General features: G+C 71.3%; 27 protein-coding genes. 12 read left to right on the top strand and 15 right to left on the bottom strand.

The features are described 5' to 3' along the window. The first annotated feature begins 33 nt into the window (after nucleotides 1-33). Nucleotides 34-528, top strand: a complete 495-nt coding sequence (locus HHX30_RS02275) for a hemerythrin domain-containing protein (protein ID WP_211591435.1) — start codon at nucleotides 34-36, stop codon at nucleotides 526-528. Here HHX30_RS02275 and HHX30_RS02270 read toward each other — a convergent pair. Both HHX30_RS02270 and HHX30_RS02265 read right to left on the bottom strand, forming a co-directional pair. Continuing rightward, nucleotides 525-1,133: a bifunctional 2-polyprenyl-6-hydroxyphenol methylase/3-demethylubiquinol 3-O-methyltransferase UbiG gene (locus tag HHX30_RS02270; RefSeq protein ID WP_169978808.1), complete on the bottom strand. Its 609-nt coding sequence runs from the start codon at nucleotides 1,131-1,133 to the stop codon at nucleotides 525-527. The genes HHX30_RS02275 and HHX30_RS02270 overlap by 4 nt on opposite strands. A 15-nt stretch (nucleotides 1,134-1,148) precedes the next feature. Then, on the bottom strand, nucleotides 1,149-2,018 hold the full coding sequence (locus HHX30_RS02265) for a LysR family transcriptional regulator (RefSeq protein WP_169978806.1): 870 nt from the start codon (nucleotides 2,016-2,018) through the stop codon (nucleotides 1,149-1,151). A gap of 83 nt (nucleotides 2,019-2,101) precedes the next feature. On the opposite strand from HHX30_RS02265, the gene HHX30_RS02260 reads away from it, so the two are divergent. The 4 genes from HHX30_RS02260 to HHX30_RS02245 all read left to right on the top strand — a co-directional run bounded on the left by HHX30_RS02260 (nucleotide 2,102) and on the right by HHX30_RS02245 (nucleotide 5,691). Then, entirely contained in the window at nucleotides 2,102-3,343 is a 1,242-nt protein-coding gene (locus HHX30_RS02260) for an MFS transporter (RefSeq protein WP_211591434.1), read from the top strand. A gap of 84 nt (nucleotides 3,344-3,427) precedes the next feature. After that, a complete protein-coding gene (locus HHX30_RS02255; RefSeq protein WP_169978801.1) occupies nucleotides 3,428-4,168 on the top strand; it encodes an HAD family hydrolase in 741 nt (246 codons plus the stop codon). Nucleotides 4,169-4,196: 28 nt separating this feature from the next. Beyond that, nucleotides 4,197-4,700, top strand: a complete 504-nt coding sequence (locus HHX30_RS02250; protein ID WP_211591433.1) for a hypothetical protein — start codon at nucleotides 4,197-4,199, stop codon at nucleotides 4,698-4,700. Nucleotides 4,701-4,929: 229 nt separating this feature from the next. After that, on the top strand, nucleotides 4,930-5,691 hold the full coding sequence (locus HHX30_RS02245) for a hypothetical protein (protein ID WP_169978797.1): 762 nt from the start codon (nucleotides 4,930-4,932) through the stop codon (nucleotides 5,689-5,691). A 122-nt stretch (nucleotides 5,692-5,813) separates the two neighbouring features. On the opposite strand, the gene HHX30_RS02240 is transcribed toward HHX30_RS02245, so the two are convergent. From HHX30_RS02240 to HHX30_RS02230, 3 genes are all read right to left on the bottom strand, one after another. Continuing rightward, the gene (locus tag HHX30_RS02240) at nucleotides 5,814-5,954 is read right to left on the bottom strand and encodes a hypothetical protein (RefSeq protein WP_169978795.1); all 141 of its coding nucleotides are present in this window, start codon (nucleotides 5,952-5,954) and stop codon (nucleotides 5,814-5,816) included. 77 nt (nucleotides 5,955-6,031) lie between these two features. After that, nucleotides 6,032-7,456, bottom strand: coding sequence for a type I glutamate--ammonia ligase (gene glnA, locus HHX30_RS02235; protein WP_169978793.1), 1,425 nt, complete (start codon nucleotides 7,454-7,456; stop codon nucleotides 6,032-6,034). A 169-nt stretch (nucleotides 7,457-7,625) separates the two neighbouring features. Next, the gene (locus tag HHX30_RS02230; RefSeq protein WP_169978791.1) at nucleotides 7,626-8,672 is read right to left on the bottom strand and encodes a hypothetical protein; all 1,047 of its coding nucleotides are present in this window, start codon (nucleotides 8,670-8,672) and stop codon (nucleotides 7,626-7,628) included. A gap of 129 nt (nucleotides 8,673-8,801) precedes the next feature. Between HHX30_RS02230 and HHX30_RS02225 the strand changes: the two genes are divergently transcribed. Next, nucleotides 8,802-9,263 (top strand): RDD family protein, encoded by a 462-nt coding sequence (locus HHX30_RS02225; RefSeq protein WP_169978789.1) that lies wholly within the window; start codon nucleotides 8,802-8,804, stop codon nucleotides 9,261-9,263. Between the two features lie 18 nt (nucleotides 9,264-9,281). On the opposite strand, the gene HHX30_RS02220 is transcribed toward HHX30_RS02225, so the two are convergent. Together HHX30_RS02220 and HHX30_RS02215 are read right to left on the bottom strand one after the other, a co-directional pair. Next, a complete protein-coding gene (locus tag HHX30_RS02220; protein WP_169978787.1) occupies nucleotides 9,282-9,938 on the bottom strand; it encodes a response regulator transcription factor in 657 nt (218 codons plus the stop codon). Between the two features lie 3 nt (nucleotides 9,939-9,941). Then, a complete protein-coding gene (locus HHX30_RS02215) occupies nucleotides 9,942-10,955 on the bottom strand; it encodes a sensor histidine kinase (protein WP_169978785.1) in 1,014 nt (337 codons plus the stop codon). A gap of 173 nt (nucleotides 10,956-11,128) precedes the next feature. On the opposite strand from HHX30_RS02215, the gene HHX30_RS02210 reads away from it, so the two are divergent. The 4 genes from HHX30_RS02210 (at nucleotide 11,129) to HHX30_RS02195 (ending at nucleotide 14,040) form a co-directional block, all read left to right on the top strand. Then, on the top strand, nucleotides 11,129-11,725 hold the full coding sequence (locus HHX30_RS02210) for an SPFH domain-containing protein (RefSeq protein ID WP_169978783.1): 597 nt from the start codon (nucleotides 11,129-11,131) through the stop codon (nucleotides 11,723-11,725). Nucleotides 11,726-11,757: 32 nt separating this feature from the next. Further along, complete coding sequence (locus HHX30_RS02205) at nucleotides 11,758-12,033, top strand: hypothetical protein (RefSeq protein ID WP_169978781.1); 276 nt, start codon at nucleotides 11,758-11,760, stop codon at nucleotides 12,031-12,033. Nucleotides 12,034-12,113: 80 nt separating this feature from the next. After that, nucleotides 12,114-12,536: a CBS domain-containing protein gene (locus tag HHX30_RS02200; RefSeq protein ID WP_311922043.1), complete on the top strand. Its 423-nt coding sequence runs from the start codon at nucleotides 12,114-12,116 to the stop codon at nucleotides 12,534-12,536. 217 nt (nucleotides 12,537-12,753) lie between these two features. Continuing rightward, nucleotides 12,754-14,040, top strand: a complete 1,287-nt coding sequence (locus tag HHX30_RS02195) for an ArsB/NhaD family transporter (protein ID WP_311922042.1) — start codon at nucleotides 12,754-12,756, stop codon at nucleotides 14,038-14,040. Between the two features lies 1 nt (nucleotide 14,041). Here the strand turns inward: HHX30_RS02195 and HHX30_RS02190 are convergent, their stop codons facing one another. The 4 genes from HHX30_RS02190 to HHX30_RS02175 form a co-directional block, all read right to left on the bottom strand. After that, nucleotides 14,042-14,839 carry a class I SAM-dependent methyltransferase gene (locus HHX30_RS02190; protein ID WP_169978775.1) on the bottom strand — a complete coding sequence of 266 codons (798 nt, stop codon included), beginning with the start codon at nucleotides 14,837-14,839 and terminating at the stop codon, nucleotides 14,042-14,044. Between the two features lie 5 nt (nucleotides 14,840-14,844). Continuing rightward, complete coding sequence (locus HHX30_RS02185; RefSeq protein ID WP_169978773.1) at nucleotides 14,845-15,516, bottom strand: DUF4191 domain-containing protein; 672 nt, start codon at nucleotides 15,514-15,516, stop codon at nucleotides 14,845-14,847. A gap of 29 nt (nucleotides 15,517-15,545) precedes the next feature. Beyond that, nucleotides 15,546-16,487 carry a lipoyl synthase gene (lipA, locus tag HHX30_RS02180; RefSeq protein WP_169978771.1) on the bottom strand — a complete coding sequence of 314 codons (942 nt, stop codon included), beginning with the start codon at nucleotides 16,485-16,487 and terminating at the stop codon, nucleotides 15,546-15,548. Nucleotides 16,488-16,622: 135 nt separating this feature from the next. Continuing rightward, on the bottom strand, nucleotides 16,623-17,795 hold the full coding sequence (locus HHX30_RS02175) for a hypothetical protein (RefSeq protein ID WP_169978770.1): 1,173 nt from the start codon (nucleotides 17,793-17,795) through the stop codon (nucleotides 16,623-16,625). A gap of 83 nt (nucleotides 17,796-17,878) precedes the next feature. On the opposite strand from HHX30_RS02175, the gene HHX30_RS02170 reads away from it, so the two are divergent. Together HHX30_RS02170 and HHX30_RS02165 are read left to right on the top strand one after the other, a co-directional pair. Beyond that, on the top strand, nucleotides 17,879-18,532 hold the full coding sequence (locus HHX30_RS02170; protein WP_169978768.1) for a TetR/AcrR family transcriptional regulator: 654 nt from the start codon (nucleotides 17,879-17,881) through the stop codon (nucleotides 18,530-18,532). Further along, nucleotides 18,529-18,816 (top strand): DUF6204 family protein, encoded by a 288-nt coding sequence (locus HHX30_RS02165; RefSeq protein WP_211591431.1) that lies wholly within the window; start codon nucleotides 18,529-18,531, stop codon nucleotides 18,814-18,816. Before HHX30_RS02170 ends, HHX30_RS02165 begins: the two co-directional genes overlap by 4 nt. 3 nt (nucleotides 18,817-18,819) lie before the next feature. Here the strand turns inward: HHX30_RS02165 and lipB are convergent, their stop codons facing one another. The 4 genes from lipB to sucB all read right to left on the bottom strand — a co-directional run bounded on the left by lipB (nucleotide 18,820) and on the right by sucB (nucleotide 22,832). Next, on the bottom strand, nucleotides 18,820-19,491 hold the full coding sequence (lipB, locus tag HHX30_RS02160) for a lipoyl(octanoyl) transferase LipB (protein ID WP_311922041.1): 672 nt from the start codon (nucleotides 19,489-19,491) through the stop codon (nucleotides 18,820-18,822). 2 nt (nucleotides 19,492-19,493) lie between these two features. Next, nucleotides 19,494-20,234 carry a peptidase E gene (locus HHX30_RS02155; RefSeq protein ID WP_169978764.1) on the bottom strand — a complete coding sequence of 247 codons (741 nt, stop codon included), beginning with the start codon at nucleotides 20,232-20,234 and terminating at the stop codon, nucleotides 19,494-19,496. 34 nt (nucleotides 20,235-20,268) lie between these two features. Continuing rightward, on the bottom strand, nucleotides 20,269-21,159 hold the full coding sequence (locus HHX30_RS02150) for a TIGR01777 family oxidoreductase (RefSeq protein WP_169979739.1): 891 nt from the start codon (nucleotides 21,157-21,159) through the stop codon (nucleotides 20,269-20,271). Nucleotides 21,160-21,353: 194 nt separating this feature from the next. After that, nucleotides 21,354-22,832, bottom strand: a complete 1,479-nt coding sequence (gene sucB, locus HHX30_RS02145) for a 2-oxoglutarate dehydrogenase, E2 component, dihydrolipoamide succinyltransferase (RefSeq protein WP_169978762.1) — start codon at nucleotides 22,830-22,832, stop codon at nucleotides 21,354-21,356. Between the last annotated feature and the right edge of the window lie 26 nt (nucleotides 22,833-22,858).

Below are 22,858 nucleotides of genomic sequence, written 5' to 3'. Positions count from 1 at the left end.
GAGGGCATGGAGGCGCCGGTACAAGGGACGACCTTGACGACATCGCATGGACGCCTGAGGGCGTTCGGCAACCAGCTGATCGACGTGCACATCTGGCTCCGCGAGGAGCTTGCGGCGCTGCGCGAGGACATCGACGCCCACCTCGCCGGAGGCGCCCGCCCCCGCGACCTGCGGGCCCACTGCCTCGCCTTCTGCTCCGCGCTGAACCGCCACCACACGGGTGAGGACGACGGGGCGTTCCCGGAACTCGCCCGGCGGTTCCCCGAGCTGCGCCCGGTGCTGGAGGAACTACGCCGCGACCACCGCCTGGTGGAGGATTGTCTGCGGCGGCTCCAGGACCTCGCCGGCCGTCTGGACCAGGCGGCGGACCCGGTGGAGGTCCGCCGCGAGCTGGACAGCCTGGCCGCGCTCATGGAGACGCACTTCGTCTACGAGGAGAAGCGGATCGTCTCGGCGCTCAACGCGCTTGACGTGCCGGGCTGGGACCGCTCCCGGCCGGAGTTCCTGCGCACGGGCGAGGAGCACTAGGGCTTCGTCCAGGTGAGGGAGTACCGGCGGAGCACGTGCCGGCGGTAGCGCACGCCGGGCAGGGATCGGCGTGCCGCCGCCCGCACCTGCCCATAGCTCATCCGCGGGTCGGCCACCGGCATCCCCTCGGGCTCCCGCGCGCGGCGCAGCACTTTGACGATCCGTACGACCGGGGCGGCCGCGATCGTCGCCGCCCAATCGGCCGCAGACGCCTCGCGGGCCAGACCGACCACCACCAGCGTGCCGCCGGGCCGCAGCAGTTCGCGCATCCGGGTGAGGGCGGGATCGAAGTCCATGTGATGGATCGCGGACACCGAGCAGACGAAGTCGTACCCCTCGACGGGCAGGGCGGCGGTGAGGAAGTCGCCCTCGACGAAGGTGAGCTCCGGCCGTCCGGCGGACAGCTCGCGGGCGCGCGCGATCATCGCCGGTGACCTGTCGAGGCCGGTGACGCGCTTCGCCCGGCCGGTCAGCTTCCGCGCGAGCAGGCCGTCGCCGCAGCCGACGTCCAGCGCGTCGCCGCACCACTCGGGCACCGCGCGGAGGATGCCCGCGTGCCGGGCGACGTTGGTGTTCCAGTACGGCTTCGGGCCGGTCCGGCGCATCAGGTCATCGTAGTTTCACGCATCGGGCGTCACGACGAAGTCCCGGAATCGGACGGCAGGGGCGGCCAGGGCGTGGTCCGTACGCCACGTGAGGCCGATGGTGCGGCGGGCGGCCTCCGCCGCGATGCGGACGCCGACGGTGCCGGACTGACCGGCGAAGGGTTCCGGCACGACGGCCACGCCGAGCCCGGCCGCGACCAGGCCCTCGATGGTCGCGAGGTCCTGGCTCTCGAAGGAGACCGCGGGCGACACCCCGGCGTCGCGCAGCAGCGCGTCGACCAGGGCCCGGTAGCCGAAGCCGACCGGCGTGGTGACGAGCTCCTCGTCCGCCAGCTCCCGCAGCTCCACCTCCTTGCGGTCGCGTAGCCGGTGGCTCGGCGGCACGACGAGCACGAGCCGCTCCTCCTGCAGGGGGTGCCAGCCGAAGTCGCCGGCCGGGCGTGGGGACACGATCGCGAGATCGGCGGCCCCCGTGCGCAGGTCCCGCACGATCTCGTGCGCCGGCTCCTGGCGCAACAGGATGCGCATCCGGGGCGCGTACTCGTGGAAGGAGCGCAGCAACCGGGGGACGAGAGAGGTGGCGATGGAGTCGAGGAAGGCCAGGCGCACCACGCCGGTGTCCGGGTCGAGCAGGCTCCGGAGGTCGGCGAGGAGCTGTTCGTAGCGCGCGGTGAGGTCGCGCGCGGCCGCCACCACCACTGTCCCGTTGGGCGTCAGGTGCACGCCGTCCGGCGCGCGTTCGAACACCCGGGTGCCGAGCTCGGCCTCCACCCGGGCGAGGGCGCGGGAGAGCGTCGGCTGGCTGGTGCGGAGGACGGCGGCGGTGTCGGTCACGTGCTGGTGGTCGGCGAGGGCGACCAGCCAGGACAGGTCCCGGAGCAGCATGCCCGCCATCATACGCATGACGCATCGAATCTGGCTCTTCATCGCATTGGACGCATATGCCCAGGAAGTGCACATTCGTGGGGGTGACCGCTGTTCTTGAGACCTCCGCCGTGGAAGGACACCCGCCGGGAACCACCGGCTACCGGCGCGTCGTCGTCGCGCTGTTCGCCGCCGGGGTGGCGACCTTCGCGCTGCTGTACAGCACGCAGGCGATCCTGCCCGAGCTCGCCGCGCGGTTCGGGGTGTCCACCGCGGAGAGCACGCTGAGCGTGTCGCTCACCACGCTCGGGCTCGGCGTCGCGCTGCTGGTGGCCGGCCCCCTGTCCGACGTCGTCGGACGCACCCGGCTGATCCACCTGTCGCTGACGGCGTCCGCCGTCGTCGCGGCGGCGTGCGCGCTCGCGCCCGGCTGGCCGGCGCTCATGGTCCTGCGGCTGCTCCAGGGCGTCGCGCTGGCCGGGCTCCCCGCCGTCGCCACCGCCTATCTGCGCGAGGAGCTGCACCCGTCCACGCACGCCCGCGCCGCCGGTCTGTACGTCGGCGGCACGGCGCTCGGCGGGATGGCCGGCCGCCTCCTGACCGGCGGGGTCGCCCAGGCCGCCGGCTGGCGCTGGGCCCTGGCCGCGGCCGCCGCCCTCGGCCTCTTGTGCGCCCTGACCGTACGTGTGCTGCTTCCGGCCTCCCGGCGCTTCGTCGCGGCCCCGGCGGGCCTCCGCGCACTCCTGCGGGGGAGCCTGCGCGCGCTGTCGGACCGCGGACTGCTGGCGTTGTACGGCATCGGCGGCTGCTCGATGGGGGCCCTGGTCGCGGTGTTCAACACCCTGGGCTTCCGGCTCGCGGACGCGCCGTTCCACCTCGGCCTCGGCGCCGCCGGCCTGATGTTCCTCGTCTATCCCGTCGGCTCCGTCAGCTCCGTGGTCTTCGGCCGGCTGGCCGACGCCCGCGGACGCCGGACCGTGACGCCGCTGGGCTGCCTCCTGGCCGTCGCCGGCGCCCTGGTCACGCTGTCGTCCTCGCTGCCGGTCGTGGTCGCCGGCCTCGCGCTCCTGACCGCGGGCTTCTTCGCCGTCCATGGAGTGGCCAGCGGATGGGTCCCGGCCCGGGCGTACGCGGGCGGGGTGTCCACGGGACAGGCCGCCTCGCTCTACCTGTTCACCTACTACCTCGGGTCCTCCGTCTTCGGCAGCCTCGCGGGCCGCGCCTGGACGGACGCCGGGTGGCCGGACGTCGTCGCCCTCGCCGTGCTCCTGCTCACCGCCACCGGCGCTCTCACGCTCCTGCTGCGCAGGACCCCCGCCCTCCCGCCGTATGGCACAGCACGGTGAACGTACGCGTACGGCTGCGGTAGACATCCCAGGCACGACGGCGTGAATTCAGCCGCCGATCGTCTCTGTGAGAGATTTCCGCTCATGAGCATGAGGGTGCGGCCGCATGTCGCCCGTGTCCTGGCACGGACCCACACCGTTCTGATCCCGCTCGACGGGACGCTTTGTGATTTCTTCCGCGGTGTGGACACGGCGGCGATCGCGAACGGGATCTACGAGATGCTCTTCTCGGCAGGGCACAGGATGTCGGTCCTGACTGCCATCGAGCCCGACCCTCTCGCCAAGATGGGATATGCCTACAGCGTCGGCCCTAACTACGGCGCGCAGGCTGAGGAGATGGTGAGGGAGGCCGAGCTGGCGGCGGCCACGACGGCCGTGCCCGCATCGGGAGCGCAGGAGGTGTTGCAGGCCTGCCGGGCCAGTGGCAGGCGCGTCGTCGTGGTCGGCGACACCTGCTCCGCCGCTATAGAGGCCTACCTCGACCTGCACGGCCTACGCCACCTGGCGGAGGCGGTCGTCGGGCGTGAACAACGGCCGGTGTTGTCGGAATGGCCGGGGGCCGACCTCGCGCGGCAGGCGGTGAAGGCGCTGGGAGCGGAACCGTTCCCGAACTCGCTGGTGCTCTCACCACCGTCCCGGTGGTGGGCTCCCACGCGTCCCGCAGTGGGTGAACAGGGCTGCGGTGACCGCGGTCAGACGCAGGCCCTCCAGGGCGGACAGATCCATCACCTCACCGTCCAGGGCCGAGGCTCGCACTTCAACCGGGTCACCACTCCACGATCGATCTTGTCGGTGGCGGTGTCTACGCTCTCCGCCCATGAGTGACGATCAACAGCGGACCGTACGCCTGCAGGTGGAAGTGGAGGACTGCGGTGTCGCCTACCTGGCGGACGATGAATTCAGCGAAGATGTGGAAACGCCGGTCCAGTCCGCTCGGATCATCGAGGTCGAGAAGGGCTATGTCACCCTGCACATCACCCACCAGTGGGGACCGGCCAATTTCACGGTGACGGTCGCCGATCGGGATCCGGGGGCAGACCGGGAGGGTTATGAGGACATCGTGGAGGTCAGCTACGTGTCCGGGTCGGGCCGATTGGAGATGACGGGGTTCAGCTTCGGCGAGAGTGTCATGTGCCCCCTGCCCGCTCTCCCGGCGGGGCCGGGGGCCTATCGCATCCGGTACCACGTCAAGGGCATGGACACCGAGGGCACAGAGGACGCCGTCGACGACCACTACCTCCAGATCTGGCCCGCGCCCATCGGGGATCCCGTCGTCGTCAAGGCCACGACCCAAGCATTTGAGTACTTTCTCGATCCGGAGAAGTACGAGCGGAGCCACGGGGAAAACGCCCGCTGAATCTGCGACCCGCAGATAGGCGGTCGGAGGAAATCCGGGCTCTGCGAGAAACGACTCGTGCTCGCCTCCGCAAATGCTACGCTGCGGCACCACCGAAGATCGTTATGTCCGATTTCCGGCTCTTATCGAAGGCATGTATTGATGCGCCGATTACCAGTTCTCTTATCCGCCGTACTTGTCGGTCCGGCGGTGACGCTCTCGGTCCCGGCCCAATCCGTACCGCTTCAATGTGCTGCAGAACGGAACGCTGCTTCTCGGCAGGCGTGGCGTCGCCGCGGCGGGTATCACGCGCCAGGTGCAGTTCGGCCGCTATGATCTCCCGCTGGCCAAGGAACGTGCCGCCGAAGGCGACCTGGTCTCGCAGAGCCTGATCGCGCAGACTCAGTCGCATCGCTGGGTCAATACGGACGGTCGGTTCTACAGCACCGGGCGCCTGTGGACCGCGGGCCTGCCCAAGGGAAAGACCTGGGCGGCGCGCGGCAAGCGCAGCGCCGGAGCCACGGCCTTCGGCGACCAGGTCGTCAACATCTTCGAGATCGCGACGCTCAAGGCACTGATCGCCCACGCGGACAGGCGCAAGTTCAACCTGCCGAATCCCGCCGGCAAAACCCCGGACCTCAAGGTGACCGGCTTCTACGACGGCACCATCACGTTCGCCGAGCTCTACCGGCTCTCACCCACGTTCCGCGAGGTGGCGGGGAAAGGACCCGACCCCGCTTACGCGAATCTGGTCCTGAGGTGGAGCGTCGCCTTCGACAGGCGGGGCCTCCCCTTCATGGTCACCTCAAGCTGGACCACCCAGGGACAGAGAAAGCCCTTCAGCAGGAGTGGCGTCAGAACCGATATCCAGTCCTGGGGTGCGGCCGCGACCATAACGGCACCCAGACCGTCTCAGGCCGCTGTCGTCCGCGCTCCCGCCGGCGGCCTTCCCGAATTCGACGACATGGTGGAAATCATCAGAGAGGACGCTCGGCCGACCTTCAAACAGTGAGACAGGGGAGCAGACAGGCCGTCCTGAAGCGCTCGCGAACGGCGACGGCGGCACGCCGGCCGGTCCCGCGGCCACCGTCCGGCTCGAACCGGCGCCGTGGGCGCCCGCGCCGAGCATGCCGGCTACCGCTTCTGACCACGGTACCGCCGCAGCAGTGCCGTGATCTTCTCGCCGTTCTTGTCGCCGTTCGTATGACGTCGGGGGAGGAGCGCATGCGAAAGGCCATCGACCGTGCCTTCGGTGCGGCGCCGGTCGATGGCCATCCTGCGGACGTGAGTGCCCTGGATGTGCCCTGAGCGGGGGTCGTACGGTCTCCCGCCCAGGTCAACAGGTCAGCGGATCACACGTCGTAGTAGAGCTCGAACTCGTGCGGGTGCGGGCGGAGGCGGATCGGGTCGACCTCGTTCTCGCGCTTGTAGGCGATCCAGGTCTCGATGAGGTCCGGCGTGAACACGCCGCCCTCGAGCAGGTAGTCGTGGTCGGCCTCGAGGGCGTCGAGCACCTTCTCCAGCGAGCCCGGCACCTGCGGGATGTTGCGGGCCTCCTCCGGCGGCAGCTCGTACAGGTCCTTGTCGACCGGCTCCGGCGGCTCGATCTTGTTGCGGATGCCGTCGATGCCGGCCATGAGCATGGCGGCGAAGGCGAAGTACGGGTTGCAGGACGGGTCCGGCACGCGGAACTCGATGCGCTTGGCCTTCGGGTTCGAGCCCGTGATCGGGATGCGGACGCAGGCCGAGCGGTTGCGCTGGGAGTAGACCAGGTTGACCGGGGCCTCGTAGCCGGGCACCAGGCGGTGGTAGGAGTTCACCGTCGGGTTGGTGAAGGCCAGCAGCGACGGGGCGTGCTTGAGCAGGCCGCCGATGTAGTAGCGGGCGATGTCCGACAGACCGGCGTAGCCGACCTCGTCGTAGAACAGCGGCTCGCCGTCCTTCCAGAGCGACTGGTGGCAGTGCATGCCGGAGCCGTTGTCACCGAAGATCGGCTTGGGCATGAACGTGACCGTACGGCCCGCCTGGATGGCCGTGCTCTTGATGATGTACTTGTACAGCATCAGCTTGTCGGCCGTCTGGAGCAGCGTGCCGAACCGGAAGTCGATCTCGGCCTGGCCGGCGGTGCCCACCTCGTGGTGCTGCATCTCGGTCTCGATGCCGGCCTCGATGAGGTTGCGGACCATCTGCGAGCGCAGGTCGGTGAAGTGGTCCATCGGCGGGACCGGGAAGTAGCCGCCCTTGTAACGGGGCTTGTATCCCAGGTTGCCGCCCTCGGAGGCCTTGCCGGTGTTCCAGGCGCCCTCGATGGAGTCGATGTAGTAGTAGCCCGCGTTGGCGCGCGTCTCGAAGCGGACGTCGTCGAAGATGTAGAACTCGGCCTCGGGGCCGAAGAACACGGTGTCCGCGATGCCGGTGCCCTTGAGGTACTCCTCGGCCTTGCGGGCGACGTTGCGCGGGTCGCGGCTGTAGGCTTCGCCGGTCAGCGGGTCGTGCACGAAGAAGTTGATGTTCAGCGTCTTGTGCTGGCGGAACGGGTCGAGCACGGCCGTCGTCGGGTCGGGCAGCAGGAGCATGTCCGACTCGTGGATGGCCTGGAACCCGCGGATCGACGAGCCGTCGAACATGAGGCCGTCGGTGAAGACGTTCGGGCCGAAGTTCTCGGACGGGAAGGTGAAGTGGTGCGTCGTCCCCGGCAGGTCCGTGAACCTGACGTCGACGAACTGCACACCCTCGTCCCGGATGAACTTGAGGACGTCATCGGCGGAGTTGAACACTCTCGAACCTCCCAGGGGCATGGGCTAGCAACCCGAAAGTAGGCCGGTGCCGTTTCCGCCCCGTGTCTCGACTGTTTCGCGCGTGTTAAGGGAAAGCGCTACCCGGGCGGTCGCGGCGATAACGTCGGCCCGCCGTTCCCCGGTCTCCATCGTACGGCTTTCTCGCAGGTCAGGTGCCCAACGCGGCCGGACAGCGCGGCCCTCCGGAAACGCCGGAGACGCCGGAGGCCCGGTCGTAGGGATCGACGGGCTCGCCGGACGGCCGCGCTTTCTGGGGATCCCCGGGAAATCGCGGATGAACGAAACCGTCGTCTGCGTCGCAATTGGCGCCGAAGAGGGCCGAATCGTCCTTGGCCAGCCAGACGACGAGCCTGCCGTCCTCCCGGTACGCGGAGAACTCGCTCCTGTGGTGCTCGACGACCCTCGCCACGACCAGGGGCGCGCCGGGCCGGCTGACCGGGTGGACGAACAGGTAGTCCGCCGTGATCATGACGCCTCCGCCGGCCCTCTTGGCGATCGTCGTCTCGCCGGAGACCTTCACGACGTCTCCCACCGGCTCGGCCGTGCCCGGGGCGAGGCTGAACAGCCAGGACCGGGTGCCGGTGGGGCCGCCGTCGTCGAGGCGGCGCAGGAACGCCTCGCGCTGCCGGTGATGCAGCAGGCCGACGAACGCCACCGGGAGATCGCCCCGCACCGTGGCCGGGTCGAGGTGCGCGGCCGACAGCAGCCGCCGTACGCGCAGCAGGGCCTGGCCGACCTCCTCCTCGGTGAGCCCGCCGAGCGCCCGCGCGGCGGGCATGACCAGTCCCTGCTCGCCGTCGGCGTACCCGGTGGCGGGGGTGCCGGCGAAGGGACCGGCGGACGGCGCCGGGACGGGCCCGTGGTCGAACAGGCCCTCCTCGCCGTCCGGGATGGGCGTGAGCACGGGCCCGGGCCGGGCGACCACCGGGCCGGAGACGACCACGTCCTCGCCGCCGGCGGCGGACGGGCGGACGACGCCGAGCTTCTCCAGGACGTCGGGCCGCAGGACGACGACGAGCCCCAGAAGCACGACCAGGCCCGCGATCGCCGCCAGTGCGGCCGGGCGACGCCGCCGTGCCGGCGAGAACGAGGCCGTCCCGGCCGCGGCGGTCATCCGCCGGATCTCGTCCTGGTCGAACTGCGACACCAGCGCCTCGAAGCGCGCGTCGATGTCATCGGGGTCCGCCGGCCGCACGGTTCCCTCCAAAACGCTCAGGTCGGAAGCGACTCACCATACCGGGATTTCATGCGATGGCCTGCCCATGATCTCCGGCTTCGTGGCCGGACGCCAGACCGGTGACCCTCCCCGATACGCTGGGAAACCATGAGTGACCGGCAGCCGCGTTGGACGCAGACCTGGATCGGGGGCCCGCGGGCCGCCGGGGCGGACCTGGGCTACCCGGGGGAGCGCCTCGGCCTGCCGGAGCAGGGTCCCGGGGCGGTCGCCGGGTGGGGACGCAGGATCGGCGCGGTCCTCGTCGACTGGCTGGTGTGCACCTGGGCCATCGCCGGTGGCCTGCTGCGCGTCCAGGGCAACGACATCGGCGCGGTCGGCCTCGGGGTCTTCGCCGCGGAGTACGTCCTTCTCGTCGGCACGGTCGGCATGACGCTGGGGATGCGCCTGTTCGGCATCCGAGTGGCCGGGCTCGACGGCGGGCGGCCGCGCTTCCTCGGCGTGCTGGTCCGCACGCTGCTGCTGTGCCTCGCCGTGCCCGCCCTCATCTGGGACCGTGACCGGCGCGGCCTGCACGACCGCGCGGCCGGAACGGTCGTGGTCAACCTCTGACACCGCGGGGAACCTCGGTCAGGGTTCGACGAGGCCGGCGCGGATGGCGTAACGGGTCAGTTCGAGCCGGTCGCGCATGCCCAGCTTCTGCAGGATGTTCGCGCGGTGCCTGTCCACGGTCTTCACGCTGATGAAGAGCGTCTCCGCGATCTCCTTGGCCGAGTTGCCCTCGGCGATGAGCTTGACGATCTCCTCCTCCCGGGGCGTCAGGATGCTGTCCGGCATGCGGTCGCCCTGCCGGGCGCGCTGGAGGTAGTCGCGGATGAGGGCGGTGACCGCACCCGGGTAGAGGAAGGGCTCCCCGCGCATCGCCGCCCGGCAGGCCTCCAGGAGGTCCTGGTCGGCGACCGACTTGAGCACGTAGCCCGAGGCGCCGGCCTTGAGCGCCTCGAAGAAGTACTGCTCGTTGTCGTACATCGACAGGATCAGTATCCGGATGTGGGGCGCGAGTCGTGAGATCTCGCGCGCCGCCTGGATTCCGGTCATCCGGGGCATCGCGATGTCGAGGATGGCGAGGTCGATCTCCTCCGATCGGGCGGCCTCGACCGCCTCGGCGCCGTCGGCGGCCTCGGCGACCACCGTTAGATCGGGCTCCGCGTCGAGGATCAGCCGCAGTCCACGCCGGACCAGCGCGTGGTCGTCGGCCAGCAGGATGCGGGTTCTGGGGCTTCCCACGGATCAGCTCTCCTTCACCGCGTGTGGGGGTACGACCAGACGCACGTCCGTGCCGCCGCCGGGCGGGGAGTCGACGGTCAGCCGGGCGCCGATGAGAAGGGCGCGCTCGCGCATGCCGCGGATCCCGGCGCCCTCCTTGTGGACGCCCCCGCGCCCGTCGTCGGCGATGCGCAGCGTGAGCTGTCCATTCTCCTGCGTGAGCGACAGCTCCACATGGCGGGCCTTCGAGTGCCTGGCCACGTTCGTCAACCCCTCCTGCGCGATCCGGTAGAGGACGAGTTCGACCTCTTCGCTGAGAGCCGGCAGGGCGGGGTCGACCTCACGCGTGACCGCGATCCCGCTCGCCTGCGAGAAATCGCTGCTCAGCGCGCTGAGCGCGCTATGCAGGCCGAGGTCCTCCAGGACTCCGGGCCGCAGCCGTCTGGCGACCTGCCGCACCTCGTCCAGGCTGGCGCGGACCGTCTCCTGGGCCGAGCACAGCTCCTCCCGGAGCTCCTCGGGCGCCCGGTCGACGACGCGCTTGAGCGACAGCAGGGCCACCGTGAGGCTCTGGCCGATCTCGTCGTGCAGCTCGCGCGCGATCCTCCGCCGCTCCCCCTCCTGCGCGGCCAGCGCGTACGCGCTGCTGGCGCTGCGCTCGGCTTCGAGACGTTCGAGCATCTCGTTGAACGTGCCGATCAGCTGGGCGAGATCGCCGTTGCCGCTGTCGGTGAGCCGGTCGCCCGCCCTCAGCAGGTCGACCCGCCGCATGAGCGTGGTGAGCGCGTCCAGCGGGGCCAGGCTCTTGCGGATCAGCAGCGCGTTGGCGGCGATGATCAGGGCCAGTCCCACGGTCAGGACCGGCACCTCGGCGAGCAGGACCGGTGAGGACACCGTGGCGGGGGAGAGCGCGAGCACGAACGTCCCGACGGTGAAGACCAGCCCGTTGATCGCGAACAGCCGCCAGAACAGGGCGCGGGCCGGGTGCCGCGTCCGTGCCGCGGCTCGGCCGCTCTGCGGGTCGGTGCGCTCGTTCACGGTTCACAGCCTGCTCGTCCTCGTACGCCGGTGTCCATGCGGGCTGCCCCCCATCGTGCGGCCTCCCTACATGTCATACCTCTCCCGATATGGGTGCCGCACCCGATGGTGGTGGCCCGCGCCGTCTCGAAGACTGGAACCCAGGAGACGACGGACGGAAAAGGGGGGACGCGATGACGCCGGCAGGCCTCGCTTCCCAGACGCCGCTCGCCGCGTGGGCGGTCGCGGCCGGAGTGCTGCTGGTCGTGTCGGCCGTCGCCGTGCTCCGCGTCGTCAAGGAGGGAGAACGACTGGTGGTGTTCCGATTCGGCCGCCTCGCCGCGGTCAAGGAGCCCGGCCTCGCCGCCGTGCTGCCGGGTGCCGACCGCGCCGTCCGCGTCCCGCTGGGCCCGGCCTTTCTCGACCTGCTGTGGCTCGACGCCGTGACCGCGGACGGCGTCGCGGTGACCGTGAACGGCACCGGGCTGGCGTCCGTGCGGGATCCGGCCGCGTACGCCCTGGACCCCGGCCGGTCGGAGTCGGCCACCCTCGCGGCCACGGAGGCGGAGATCCGCGCCCACGTCGCGGAACGCGGCCTGGTGGAGCTGGCCCGGCCGACCGGGGAGAGCCTGCGCGACCTGTCGGCGAGGATCAGCCGCCGCACCCGCGAGTGGGGCGTCGAGGTGACCGTCATCGACCTGCACCGCGTCGAGGTGCGGCTCAAGGCCGACCTCGTCCGCTGGGCCGAGGGCTACGCGGCCCGTGCGGAAGAGGCGCGGAACGGGTCCTGATCCGGCCCTGTCACCGATCGGAGGGAGCTGAGATGGACGTGACCCGCGCCACCCTGCCCGGCGTCGCGACCGTGGTGCACCAGTGCGTCACCCGCGACGGACAGCGCTTCGGCGTGCTCGTGGAGAAGTCCGGCCGTCGCCGGCTTGTCGTCTACGACTCCGCGGAGCCCGACACGCCGCTGCAGGCGATCAACCTGGACCAGCGCGAGGCCGACCAGCTCGCCGACATCCTGCACAGCAGGCCCGTCCTCGACCGGCTCGCCCATCTGGAACGCCGCTTCGCCGAGTTCGTGGAGGCGGCCCGATGACCATACCCGGAACCGTCCGCCTTCCCGATCGATGTGATGACCTGATGCAAGCGCGCGATGTCGTTGTGAACCTGCCGACGGTGACCGTCCACGACTCCGTCGCCCGGGCCGTACGGATCATGGTGCTGAACCGGATGCCCGGATTGATCGTGGTGGACGACAGGGGACGGCCGGGATGGGTGCTTCCCGGCACGCAGGTGCTGCGTCTCGCGGTTCCCGGCGCCTACCAGGAGGACCCGGCGCTCGCCCGGGCGATCGACGAGGCCCACGCCGACAGCTTCTGGCAGGAACTGGCCGGCATAACGGTGGGAGACTGCCTGCCGGCCCAGCCGCCCAGACCGGTGACGGTGCCCCTCGACGCGACCCTGCTCGAAGTGGCCGCCCTCATGACCAGGCTCCGCAGCCCCATCGCCGCGGTCGTCGGCCCCGACGGCACCCTGGCCGGGGCGATCACACTGGAGCGGCTGCTCACCAGCCTGGCCCTCGTCCCGCCTGGTGAGTGACCGCCACAGGTGAGTCGCGGGGCCGCCCCGCACCCTCTTCGGCCGCAGACCCCGTCGCGTCCGTTCGCGTCGCGTCGCGTCATGCGGCCTTTCCATGATCTGGAGGTTCGATCATTCACCGCTTCACCATGCCGTCGTCGCGGCGCCGTCCCATCCGGACGCCGTGCCTGAACTCCGCCAGCCGTACGCTCATCGCCGGACCCCCGGGGCGCCGCACGTGAGCGCGGTCGTCTCCTTCTCGATCTTCCTGGTGGCCTTCGTCTTCATCGCGTCGGAGAAGGTCCACAAGGTCAAGGTGGTTCTCATCGCCGCCGGCGCGATGGCCGTTCTGGGGCTGATCCCCGGCGACGAGGTGTTCTTCTCCGAGACCGCAGGCATCGACTGGAACGTCATCTTCCTGCTGCTCGGCATGATGATCATCGTTGGGGTCGTCAAGCAGACAGGGGTCTTCGACTACGTCGCCATCTGGGCGGCGAAGAAATCCAAGGGCCGGCCGTACCGGCTGATGGTCATGCTGATGGTGATCACCGCGGTCGCCTCGCCGTTCCTCGACAACGTCACCACGATCATGCTCGTCGCGCCGGTCACCGTGGTGGTCTGCGACCGGCTCCGCGTCCCGGCCCAGCCGTACCTGATCGCCGAGGTCCTCGCGTCCAACATCGGCGGGGCGGCGACACTCATCGGCGACCCGCCCAACATCATCATCGGCAGCCGTGCCGGGTTGACGTTCAACGACTTCCTGGCCCACATGGCGCCGATCGTGGTCGTCATCTTCGTGGTGTTCGTGCTGCTCACCCGGGTGCTGTTCCGCAAGTCGTTCCGCTACGAACCCGAGCGGGTCGCGGCGGTGATGGCGCTGCAGGAACGGCGGGCCATCACCGACCCACGCCTGCTCGTGCGGTGCATGATCGTGCTCGGCGGGGTCGTCGCCGGGTTCTGCCTGCACGCCGTCGTGCACGTGGAGCCGTCGATCGTCGCCCTGGTGGGCGCCGGGGTGATGCTGCTGGTGTCCCGCGCCGACATGTCCGATGTCCTGCGCGAGGTCGAGTGGAGCACCCTGGTCTTCTTCATGGGCCTGTTCGTGATGGTCGCCGGGCTGGTGAACACCGGTGTCATCGCGACGATCGGCGGCTGGGCCGTCGGCGCGCTCGGTGACGACTACTTCCTCGCGGCCACGGCGCTGCTGTTCGGCTCCGGCGTGCTCGGCGCGTTCTTCGACAACATCCCCTACGTCGCCACGATGGTGCCCGTCGTCGAGGAGATGGTCGCCCAGGCCCCCGACGCGCGGACCGGGCAGGCGCTGTGGTGGTCCTTCGCCCTGGGGGCCGACTTCAGCGGCAACGGCACCGCGGTGGCGGCCAGCGCCAACGTCGTCGCCCTCGGCATCGCCGCCCGCACCGGCCACCGCATCGGCTTCTGGCAGTTCACCAGGTACGGCATCCTCGTCACCGCGCTGAGCATCACGATGGCCTGGGGGTACGTCTGGCTGCGTTACTTCGCCTGATCTACGACGCGGCCCTGACGCACTGGAAGATCGCTGTGCCGGGCAGCAGGCGCCCGCGCAGCGGACTCCAGCCGCCCCACGTGCGGTCGTGGCCCGGCGGCCACTCCGGCTCGGTCAGCCCGGTCAGCACGAGGCCGGAGGCGGCGATCAGGCCCACCCAGTCGCCCATCGTCCGGTGGTGCTCCACGTACGACGGCTCGCCGTCCTCGCCGAACTCGACGTACGGCGACCGGTCGAAGTAGGGGCGGTCGGCGGTCAGGCCGCGCGGGCCCGGATCGTCGGGGAAGGCCCACCGGACGGGGTGGCTGACGGAGAACACGAACCGCCCGCCCGGCCGCAGCACACGCCGCACCTCGGCCAGCACCGCCCCTGCGTCGGCCACGAACGGCAGCGCGCCGTAGGCCGAGCACGCGAGGTCGAACGACCGGTCCGCGAACGGCAGCGTCTCGGCGTCGGCCTGGACGACGGGCAGGGTCACCCCGGCGGACATGTCGATCCGCCGGGAGTGCTGCAGCTGGCGGTGGGAGAGGTCGACGCCGGTGACCGTGGCGCCGCGCCCCAGCAGCCACCGGCCGCACTGCCCGGCGCCGCAGCCGATCTCCAGGACCCGGCGCCCCGTCACGTCGCCCAGCAGCCGGGCGTCGGCCTCGTCCAGCCCCTCGGGGCACCACACGAAGCCGTCGTCGCGCAGGAAACCGCCGTGCTCGGCCTGGTACTCGTCGGCCGCGCCGTCCCACCAGCCCCGGTTGGCCCGGGAGGTCTGCGACCGGGAGACCGGCCGCCTCCCCACGAGGTCCAACGTCGTCAGCGCATCTTCGGGCCGCGCGGCATCCGGGCGCCCTTGGGAATGGGGCCCTTCGGCAGCGGCATGGCCGGGGTGAGCGCGCGCATCCGGTTGTTGACCTCGGACACCGCGCCCTTCTTCAGGTTGCGGGGCAGCTTCATCACGTGCCGCTGCAGCTTGGCCAGGGGGACCTGACCCTCCGCGTCACCGCACTGGATGTCGTACACGGGCACGTCGACCGCGACCCGCTGCACGCGCTTCTTCTCCGCGAGGAGCATGCGCTGCACCCGGTTGGCCGGGCCCTCGGAGACGAGGATGACCCCCGGATATCCGACGACCCGGAAGACGAGGTCCTGGTCGCGGTTGACCGCGACCGGCTTCTCCTCGACATACCAGGTGCCGCGCAGGCTCTGCAGGATCGCGTACGTCGCCCCCGGCTGGCCGTGGAGCAACGAGTACTGCGACCTCTGCGCGAAGCGGCTGAAGACGATCATCCCGACCAGTACGGCGGCGAAGACGCCGAACACGATCCACGTCCAGCCGAAGATCACGCCAAGGACGACGAACAGGACGAGCGTGCCCAGAGCCGACGCGTAGACGATCGGCATACCCTTGGGGTTCGCCTGCTGAATGATCTGTGCGACCATCCGGAGCTGCTTGAGGCGCCCCGGAGACGCTGCGTCTTTCGCCATGGTCTGAAGGATACAAACGTCGAGCTGACTTAATGAAAACGAGACTCGCCAACGCGGGCGGCGACGGCCTGCTGATAGAGGCGGCCGGCCCGGTAGGACGAGCGCACCAGCGGGCCGGACATGACGCCGGCGAAGCCGATCCCCTCGGCCTCCTGCTGGAGCTCCACGAACTCCTCGGGCTTGACCCAGCGGTCCACGGGGTGGTGACGCTGGGTCGGACGCAGGTACTGCGTGATCGTCACCAGGTCGCAGCCGGCCTCGTGGAGGTCGCGCAGCGCCTGGGTGATCTCCTCACGCTCCTCGCCCATGCCGAGGATGAGGTTCGACTTGGTGACGAGCCCCGCCTCGCGGGCCATGCCGATGACCGCCAGCGAGCGCTCGTAGCGGAACGCCGGCCGGATCCGCTTGAAGATCCGGGGCACGGTCTCGATGTTGTGCGCGAAGACCTCGGGCCTGCTGGAGAAGACCTCCTCGAGCTGACCGCGGTCGCCGTTGAAGTCCGGCACCAGCAGCTCGACGCCGCACCCGGGGACCGCCTCGTGGATCCGTCGGGCGGTCTCCGCGTACAGCCAGGAGCCGCCGTCGGGCAGGTCGTCACGGGCGACGCCGGTCACCGTCGCGTAGCGCAGGCCCATCTGGCGCACCGACTCGGCGACGCGGCGCGGCTCGTCCCTGTCGTACTCGGCGGGCTTGCCGGTGTCGATCTGGCAGAAGTCGCAGCGCCGCGTGCACTGGTCGCCGCCGATGAGGAAGGTCGCCTCACGGTCCTCCCAGCACTCGGAGATGTTGGGACAGCCGGCCTCCTGGCACACGGTGTGCAGCCCCGCGCCCTTCACCAACGACTTGATCTCGTTGAAGTTGGGGCCGTTGCGCAGCCGTGTCTTGATCCACGGCGGCTTCTTCTCGATGGGGGTCTGGCTGTTGCGCACCTCCAGGCGGAGGAGCTTTCGGCCTTCAGGAGCGACGGTCATGCGACTTCCTTCGCAGCACTCCGCGGCAGCGGTCCGCGGGCCCGGGGTCCGAGCGGGGGCACGGGGCCCGGCGCCGTACGCGGGCCTGCGTGCCTGTCGGAACGCTCGTTCACGAACCCAGCTTATTACCTGCCCTCAGGTGATCCGGGACAGCTCCCGGACCGTGCGGGCGAGGTGACGGGACAGCTCGGCGTCGATCCGGTCCGACTCGCCCGGGCCGAGGCCCACCGTGCCGTCGTCGACGCCGGCCGATTCGAGGAGGACGGCCCGCAGCGCCGTGGGCGGCTCCGCCTGCCAGCCGTCCTGTTCCGCGAGAGAGTCCTGCCTGCGCGCGACCACGAGATCGGGGGTGGCGTCCCTGGAGAGCACGGCCCGGCGGATCTCCTCGGCGGTCTCCCCGCGCCTGGCCGCCGCCATGACGGGGGTGAGACGGCTTTCCGCCGTGGTGAGGGCGTCGACGTACTCGGCGACGGCCCGCGACGAGACGGCGCGGGCCGCGACCTGGTCGGCGTAGTAGACGGCGTGCTGCGACTGGGCGGAGACGAGCCGGCGCAGCGCGAGCTCGGCGAGGAACAGCGGCCACACCAGCACCCAGCCGGTGACCTTGCCGATCGCCTGTGATGCCATCCTGCCCCCCTGGACGGCGCTGTTCGCCTCGAGCAGGGGGTCGCCGAAGTCGCGGTAGCGGTCCACCCGCACGCCCGTCAGCGCGTGCCGCCATTCCCCCGTGGTGGCGAGCGCCGACGGGACGAGCAGGCCGCGGCCGGGGTCGCCGCTGACGTCGCGCGCGAGCTCCGCGCCGAGCATGCCGGCCCGCTCCCGCGGGGTCAGGGTGAGCAGCAGCGGGAGGCCGACGAGCAACACGGGCCGCCGTCGCAGCCCGGGCCGCAGGTGGGCGCATCGGAAGAGGCGGTCGTGCACGTAGATCGCGGCGGGCGGCGCCGCCCCGACCGCGCCGGCGATCCGGCCGGCCGCCTCGAACAGGGCGGGCGCCTCGGCCCTGGTGACCTCTTCGGCGCCGTCCGGGAGCCGGACCGTCCGGGGCCTGGTCCAGATCGCGATGGCGATGGGCACGCTGCCGCACAGCCAGCCGATCACGTTGCCCTTCCAGCCGGCGACGATGAGGACGCCCCCGGCCAGGATGGCGGCCGTCACCGCGTGGACGACGGCCGACACGGCGGTGGTGAGCAGCCGGGCGGCCGGGCCGGGCCGGTCCAGCCGCCGGCCCCGGAGCCGGAGGAACCGTCTCCTGGCGTCACGGGGAAGCGGGTCGGTGTGGATCTCGCCGGGGGGTGCGGACGGGTTCATCCCGCGAGTATCTCCGAGGCCGCCGCCTTCGGCGAGAGGTCCGAAAAGTGCAATCCATCGCAATTTTGCAGTAGGGTTCAGAAATGGCCGAGGGGCTACGGGAGCGCAAGAAGCGGTGGACGCGGCAGCACATCGCCGAGGTGGCGGTCGGGCTGTTCGTGGAGCGCGGATTCGGCAACGTCACGATGGCTGAGGTCGCGCAGGCCGCCGAGGTGTCGGTGAACACCGTCTACAACTACTTCCAGGCCAAGGAGGACCTCGTGCTCCCGCCCGAGGAGGCGTCGCCCCGGAGGCTGGCCGACATCGTGCGGGAGCGGCCGCCGGGCCAGTCGGCGGCCGTCGCGGTGCTGGAGCGCCTGCGCCGGGAGATACACGGGCGCGAACGCACGGTCGGGCTGAGCCCGGGTTTCGGACGTGTGCTGGAGATGATGCGGGCCGCCCCCACGCTGACCGCCCGGCTGGAGGACCTCGGCCGCCGGATGACCGACGCGCTGGCGGCCGAACTGGCCGAGGAGACCGGTGCGGACGCCGGCGATCCGCTGCCGCGTGTGGTCGCCTGGCACATCGGCTGCCTCCACTCGCTGGTGTACGCCGAGATCGGGCGGCGTACGACGGCGGGGGAGAGCCCGGACGTCATCGCGGCCGCCGTGCTGGATCTGCTCGACGTCGCCGAGAGCCTCCTGGGCGAGCGGGTCCGCGACTACGCCGTACGAGAGGGACGACCGTGTTCAGAGTGACGATCAGAGGAAAGTTCAAGGGCCTCGACGACGCCGGCCGGGCCGCCGTGACGGCGGCCGGCGGCGCGGCCTACACCGAGGGCGGCGCGTTCACCCACGACGCGAGCGTCTCCACCTTCACCTTCCGCTGCCAGGTGCCCGCGGGGCCGGACGACGGCGAGGACGAGGCCGCGCTGGGAGCGATGGCCGCGCTGGACGCGCACGGGCACCCGTACGAGATCCTGCAGGTCGCGGTGACCGACATGCGCCAGATCAAGATCCGCCGGAAGAGCCGCGGCGCGTAGCCGTCAGGCGATGTCCTCCTCGTACAGGTCGTACGGCTCCTGGCCGAGGGCCTCGGCGAGACGCTTGCCGGCGAACGGGATGACCTCGTCGACCGTGATCCGCCGGCCGGTCTCTGCCGACAGCGACGTGACCCCGGCGTCGTCGCCCGTGATGCGGGTGTACCAGCTCAGGTCGTTGACGCAGTTGAGCGCGAAGCCGTGCATGGTGACCCCGCCGGAGACCCGGATGCCGATCGTGCCGAGCCTGCGGTCGGGCAGCCCGTGCGCGGGGTCGCCGGGCACCCACACCCCGCCGGCGCCCTCCACCCGGCGCGCCGTCAGCCCGAAGTCGGCGCAGACCTGGATCAGGACATCCTCCAGCGACCGGACGTAGGAGACCACGTCGCCGATGCGGATGATGGGGTAGCAGACGAGCTGCCCGGGGCCATGCCAGGTGATCTTCCCGCCCCGGTCCACGTCGATGACCGGCGTGCCGTCGACCGGCCGCTCGTGCGGCAGCGTCCGCTTGCCCGCCGTGTAGACGGGGGCGTGCTCCAGCATGAGGCACAGGTCGGAGATCTCGTCGGCCGCCCGCCGGGCGTGCAGCCGCCGCTGCAGGGTCCATGCCTGCTCGTACGGTACGTCGACACCCAGGCGGACGATGGCCACGCCCTTCACGTTCCCATCGCCCTTCACGTTCACAGCGTAGAGGTGAGCAGCCGGGGCTCGATACGCAGCTCCTTGACGGCGGGACCGTCCCGCTCGACCCGGTAGGCGTACCCCTCGGGGTCGATGGTCACGGCCTGGATGAACTCCGTGCCCACGTAGTGCAGCGCCACGCCCTCGTCGGCGGCGTACCCCTCGGGCAGCTCGCCCGACGCGACCGACTCGTGCAGCAGCGTCCGACGCTGGGGGTCGGAGTTGTAGTGGACGCCGCACGAGTAGGGGAGCAGGCCGAGGCCTTCGGCCCAGGGCCGCAGCGCCGGCCCGAACGAGTCGGTGTTGCCCCCGACGTGCCAGCACAGCGCGCCGGCGCTCTGCCCGGACAGCACGATCCCGGCCCGCCACGCCTCGGCGAACGCCTCGTCCAGGCCGTGCAGCCGCCACAGCGCGGCGAGGTTGGCGACGCTGCCGCCGCTCACGTAGATCGCGTCCTGCTCCAGGATCCACTCGCGCGGATCCTCGACGTTCGGCATCGGAAAGACCGTCAGGTGGCTCACCTCGACGTCCCAGCGGGCGAACGCGCCGTACATCTTGAGCAGCCAGTCGGCGTCGTCGCCGGTGGCGGTGGCGAGCAGGCCGAGCTTGGGCCGGTCCTGCCCGGTCAGGTCGAGGACGTAGCGCAGCAGCGCGGTCGGCTCGATGAAGCCGTACCGCTCGGTCTGCCGGAACGACCCGCCCCCGATGGCGACGATGTGCGACTGCCCGATGCGGCTCATGCCCACCACTCCCGTTCCCGGATCGAATGACTCTTTAGAGTACGGCGGCCAGGGCCTCGCCGACGGTGGGATGGGCGAACCGGTGGCCGGCGTCGAGCAGTCGCCGGGGGAGCACCCGCTGCCCGGCGAGCAGGGCCTCCTCCGCGAACTCCCCGAGCGCCAGGCGCAGCGCGAACCGCGGGGCGGGGAGCGGCATCGTCGGGCGCCGCAGCGCCTTCGCCAGAGCGGCCGTGTATTCGGCGTTGGTCACCGGCTCGGGAGCCGTGAGGTTCACCGGCCCGGCCAGTTCGTGCGCCAGCAGGAAGCGGACCGCGTCCACCCAGTCGGGCAGCGAGATCCACGAGACGTACTGCCTGCCGTTGCCGAGCACGGCGCCCGCGCCCATCTTGAAGATCGGCAGCATCCGGGCGAGCGCGCCGCCCCGGCCGCTGAGCACCACGCCGCTGCGCAGCAGCGTCACCCGCGCGCCCGCCTCCCCGGCGGGCTCGGTGGCCGCCTCCCAGCCGCGCACCAGATCGACGAGGAAGCCCCGGCCCGGCGGCGCGGACTCGTCCACGGCCCGGTCGCCGGTGTCGCCGTAGAAGCCGATCGCGGAGGAGGACAGCAGCACCCGAGGTCCGCCCTCGGCGCGGGCCAGCGCCTCGGCGAGGGTCCGCGTGCCGTTGACCCGGCTGTCCATCAGCTCCCGCTTGTACGCCTCCGACCACCGGCGGTCGCCGATCCCGGCGCCGGCCAGGTGGACGACGGCGTCCGCGCCCTCCAGCGCCCCCGGGTCGAGCACCCCGTTCGCCGGGTCCCAGAAGCGCTCGCCGGGCCCCGCGGGAGTGCGCCGCACCAGGCGGCGCACCTCGTGCCCGTCGGCGCGCAGCGCGTCGACCAGGGCCGTTCCGAGCAGTCCCGAGGAGCCCGTCACCACTGTCGTCATCGTGTCCACGCACGCATCACTACCCCGTCAGGAGCGGTTCCGCCAGGACTCACGCGAGAGGAGCCCGTTTCCACCGGGCGGTGCGCCCGCTGTCACGGCGCCCCGACACGGCCGGAGACGGCGAGGGCCGCCCCGCGAAGCGCGGGACGGCCCCGATGCGTCCGGGCCTACGGCTCGCGCCGGCCCGGGTACGGCTACGCCAGGCCGAGCTGGGCCTCGAAGCGGCCCTCCTCGAGACGGTGCTTGATCGTCGTGAGGAAGCGGGCCGCGTCGGCGCCGTCGACCAGGCGGTGGTCGTAGCTGAGCGCGAGGTACACCATCGAGCGGACCGCGATGACCTCGCCCTCCGGGGTGTCCACGACGACCGGGCGCTTGACGACCGCGCCGGTGCCCAGCATGCCGACCTGCGGCTGGTTGAGGATCGGCGTGTCGAACAGCGCGCCCCGGCTGCCGGTGTTGGTCAGCGTGAACGTGCCGCCGGTGATCTCGTCCGGGCTCACCTTGTTGGTGCGGGTGCGCTCGGCCAGGTCGGCGATCTTACGGGCGAGCCCGGCGATGTTGAGGTCGCCCGCGTTCTTGATCACCGGGACGAGCAGGCCGCGCTCGGTGTCGGTCGCGAAGCCCAGGTGCTCGACGTCGAAGTAGGTGACCTCGTTGGTCTCGCTGTTGATCGTGGCGTTCAGCTTCGGGTGCTGCTTGAGCGCCTCGACCGCCGCCTGGGCGAAGAACGGCATGAACGACAGCTTCACGCCCTCGCGCCGCAGGAACTCGCCCTTGGCCCGGTCGCGCAGGCGGGCGATCCGGGTGACGTCGACCTCGACCACGGTGGTGAGCTGGGCCGAGACCTGCAGCGACTCCACCATGCGCTTGGCGATGGTCTGCCGCAGGCGCGACATCTTCTCCGTACGGCCGCGCAGCGTGGTGTCGGCCGCCACCTCGGGAGCCGGGGCGGAGGCGACGGCCGGGGCGGCGGGCGCCTGGGCCGGGGCCGCCTGCGGAGCCGCCGGAGCGGCGGCGGCCTGCTCGCGCTGCACGCGGGCGGCCTCGATCACGTCCTGCTTGCGGATCCGGCCGCCGACGCCGGTGCCGGTCAGCGCGTCGAGGTCGACGCCGTGCTCGGCGGCGAGCTTGCGGACCAGCGGCGTGACGTACGGGCTCTCACCGGACGATGGCAGCGGGGTCGGCTCGCTCGGCTGCGCGGCCGGGGCCGGGGCCTGCGGAGCCGGGGCGGGCGCGGGCGCCGGGGGCACCGGCTGCGGCGTCACCACGGCGGGCGCGGGCTGCGGAATCGACGAGATCGGCGCCGCCGCGGGCTGGGCGGGAGCGGGCTCGGGCGCCGCCGCCTGTGCGGGGGCCGGAGCGGGCTCCGGCTCGGGCTCGGGCTGCGGAGCGGGGGCCGGAGCCGCCGGCTCGGCGGCGGCCGGAGCGGCGCCCGCCTCGGAGTCGATCAGGGCCAGCTCGGCGCCGACCTCGACCGTCTCGTCCTCGGCCACGATGATTTTGGTCAGGTAGCCCGCGGACGGTGAAGGGATCTCGGTGTCGACCTTGTCGGTCGACACCTCGAGGAGCGGCTCGTCGGCCTCGACGCGGTCGCCTTCCTTCTTCAGCCAGCGGGTGACGGTGCCCTCGGTAACGCTCTCGCCGAGCTGGGGCATGGTTACGGAGACCGGCATGGTGTCTTCTCTCGCGTTCGCTAGGA

Source organism: Microbispora sp. H10836, assembly GCF_012999525.1.
Lineage (GTDB): Bacteria > Actinomycetota > Actinomycetes > Streptosporangiales > Streptosporangiaceae > Microbispora.
Note: the sequence above shows the minus strand (reverse complement) of the source record. Positions and strands in the feature narration are given on the sequence as shown.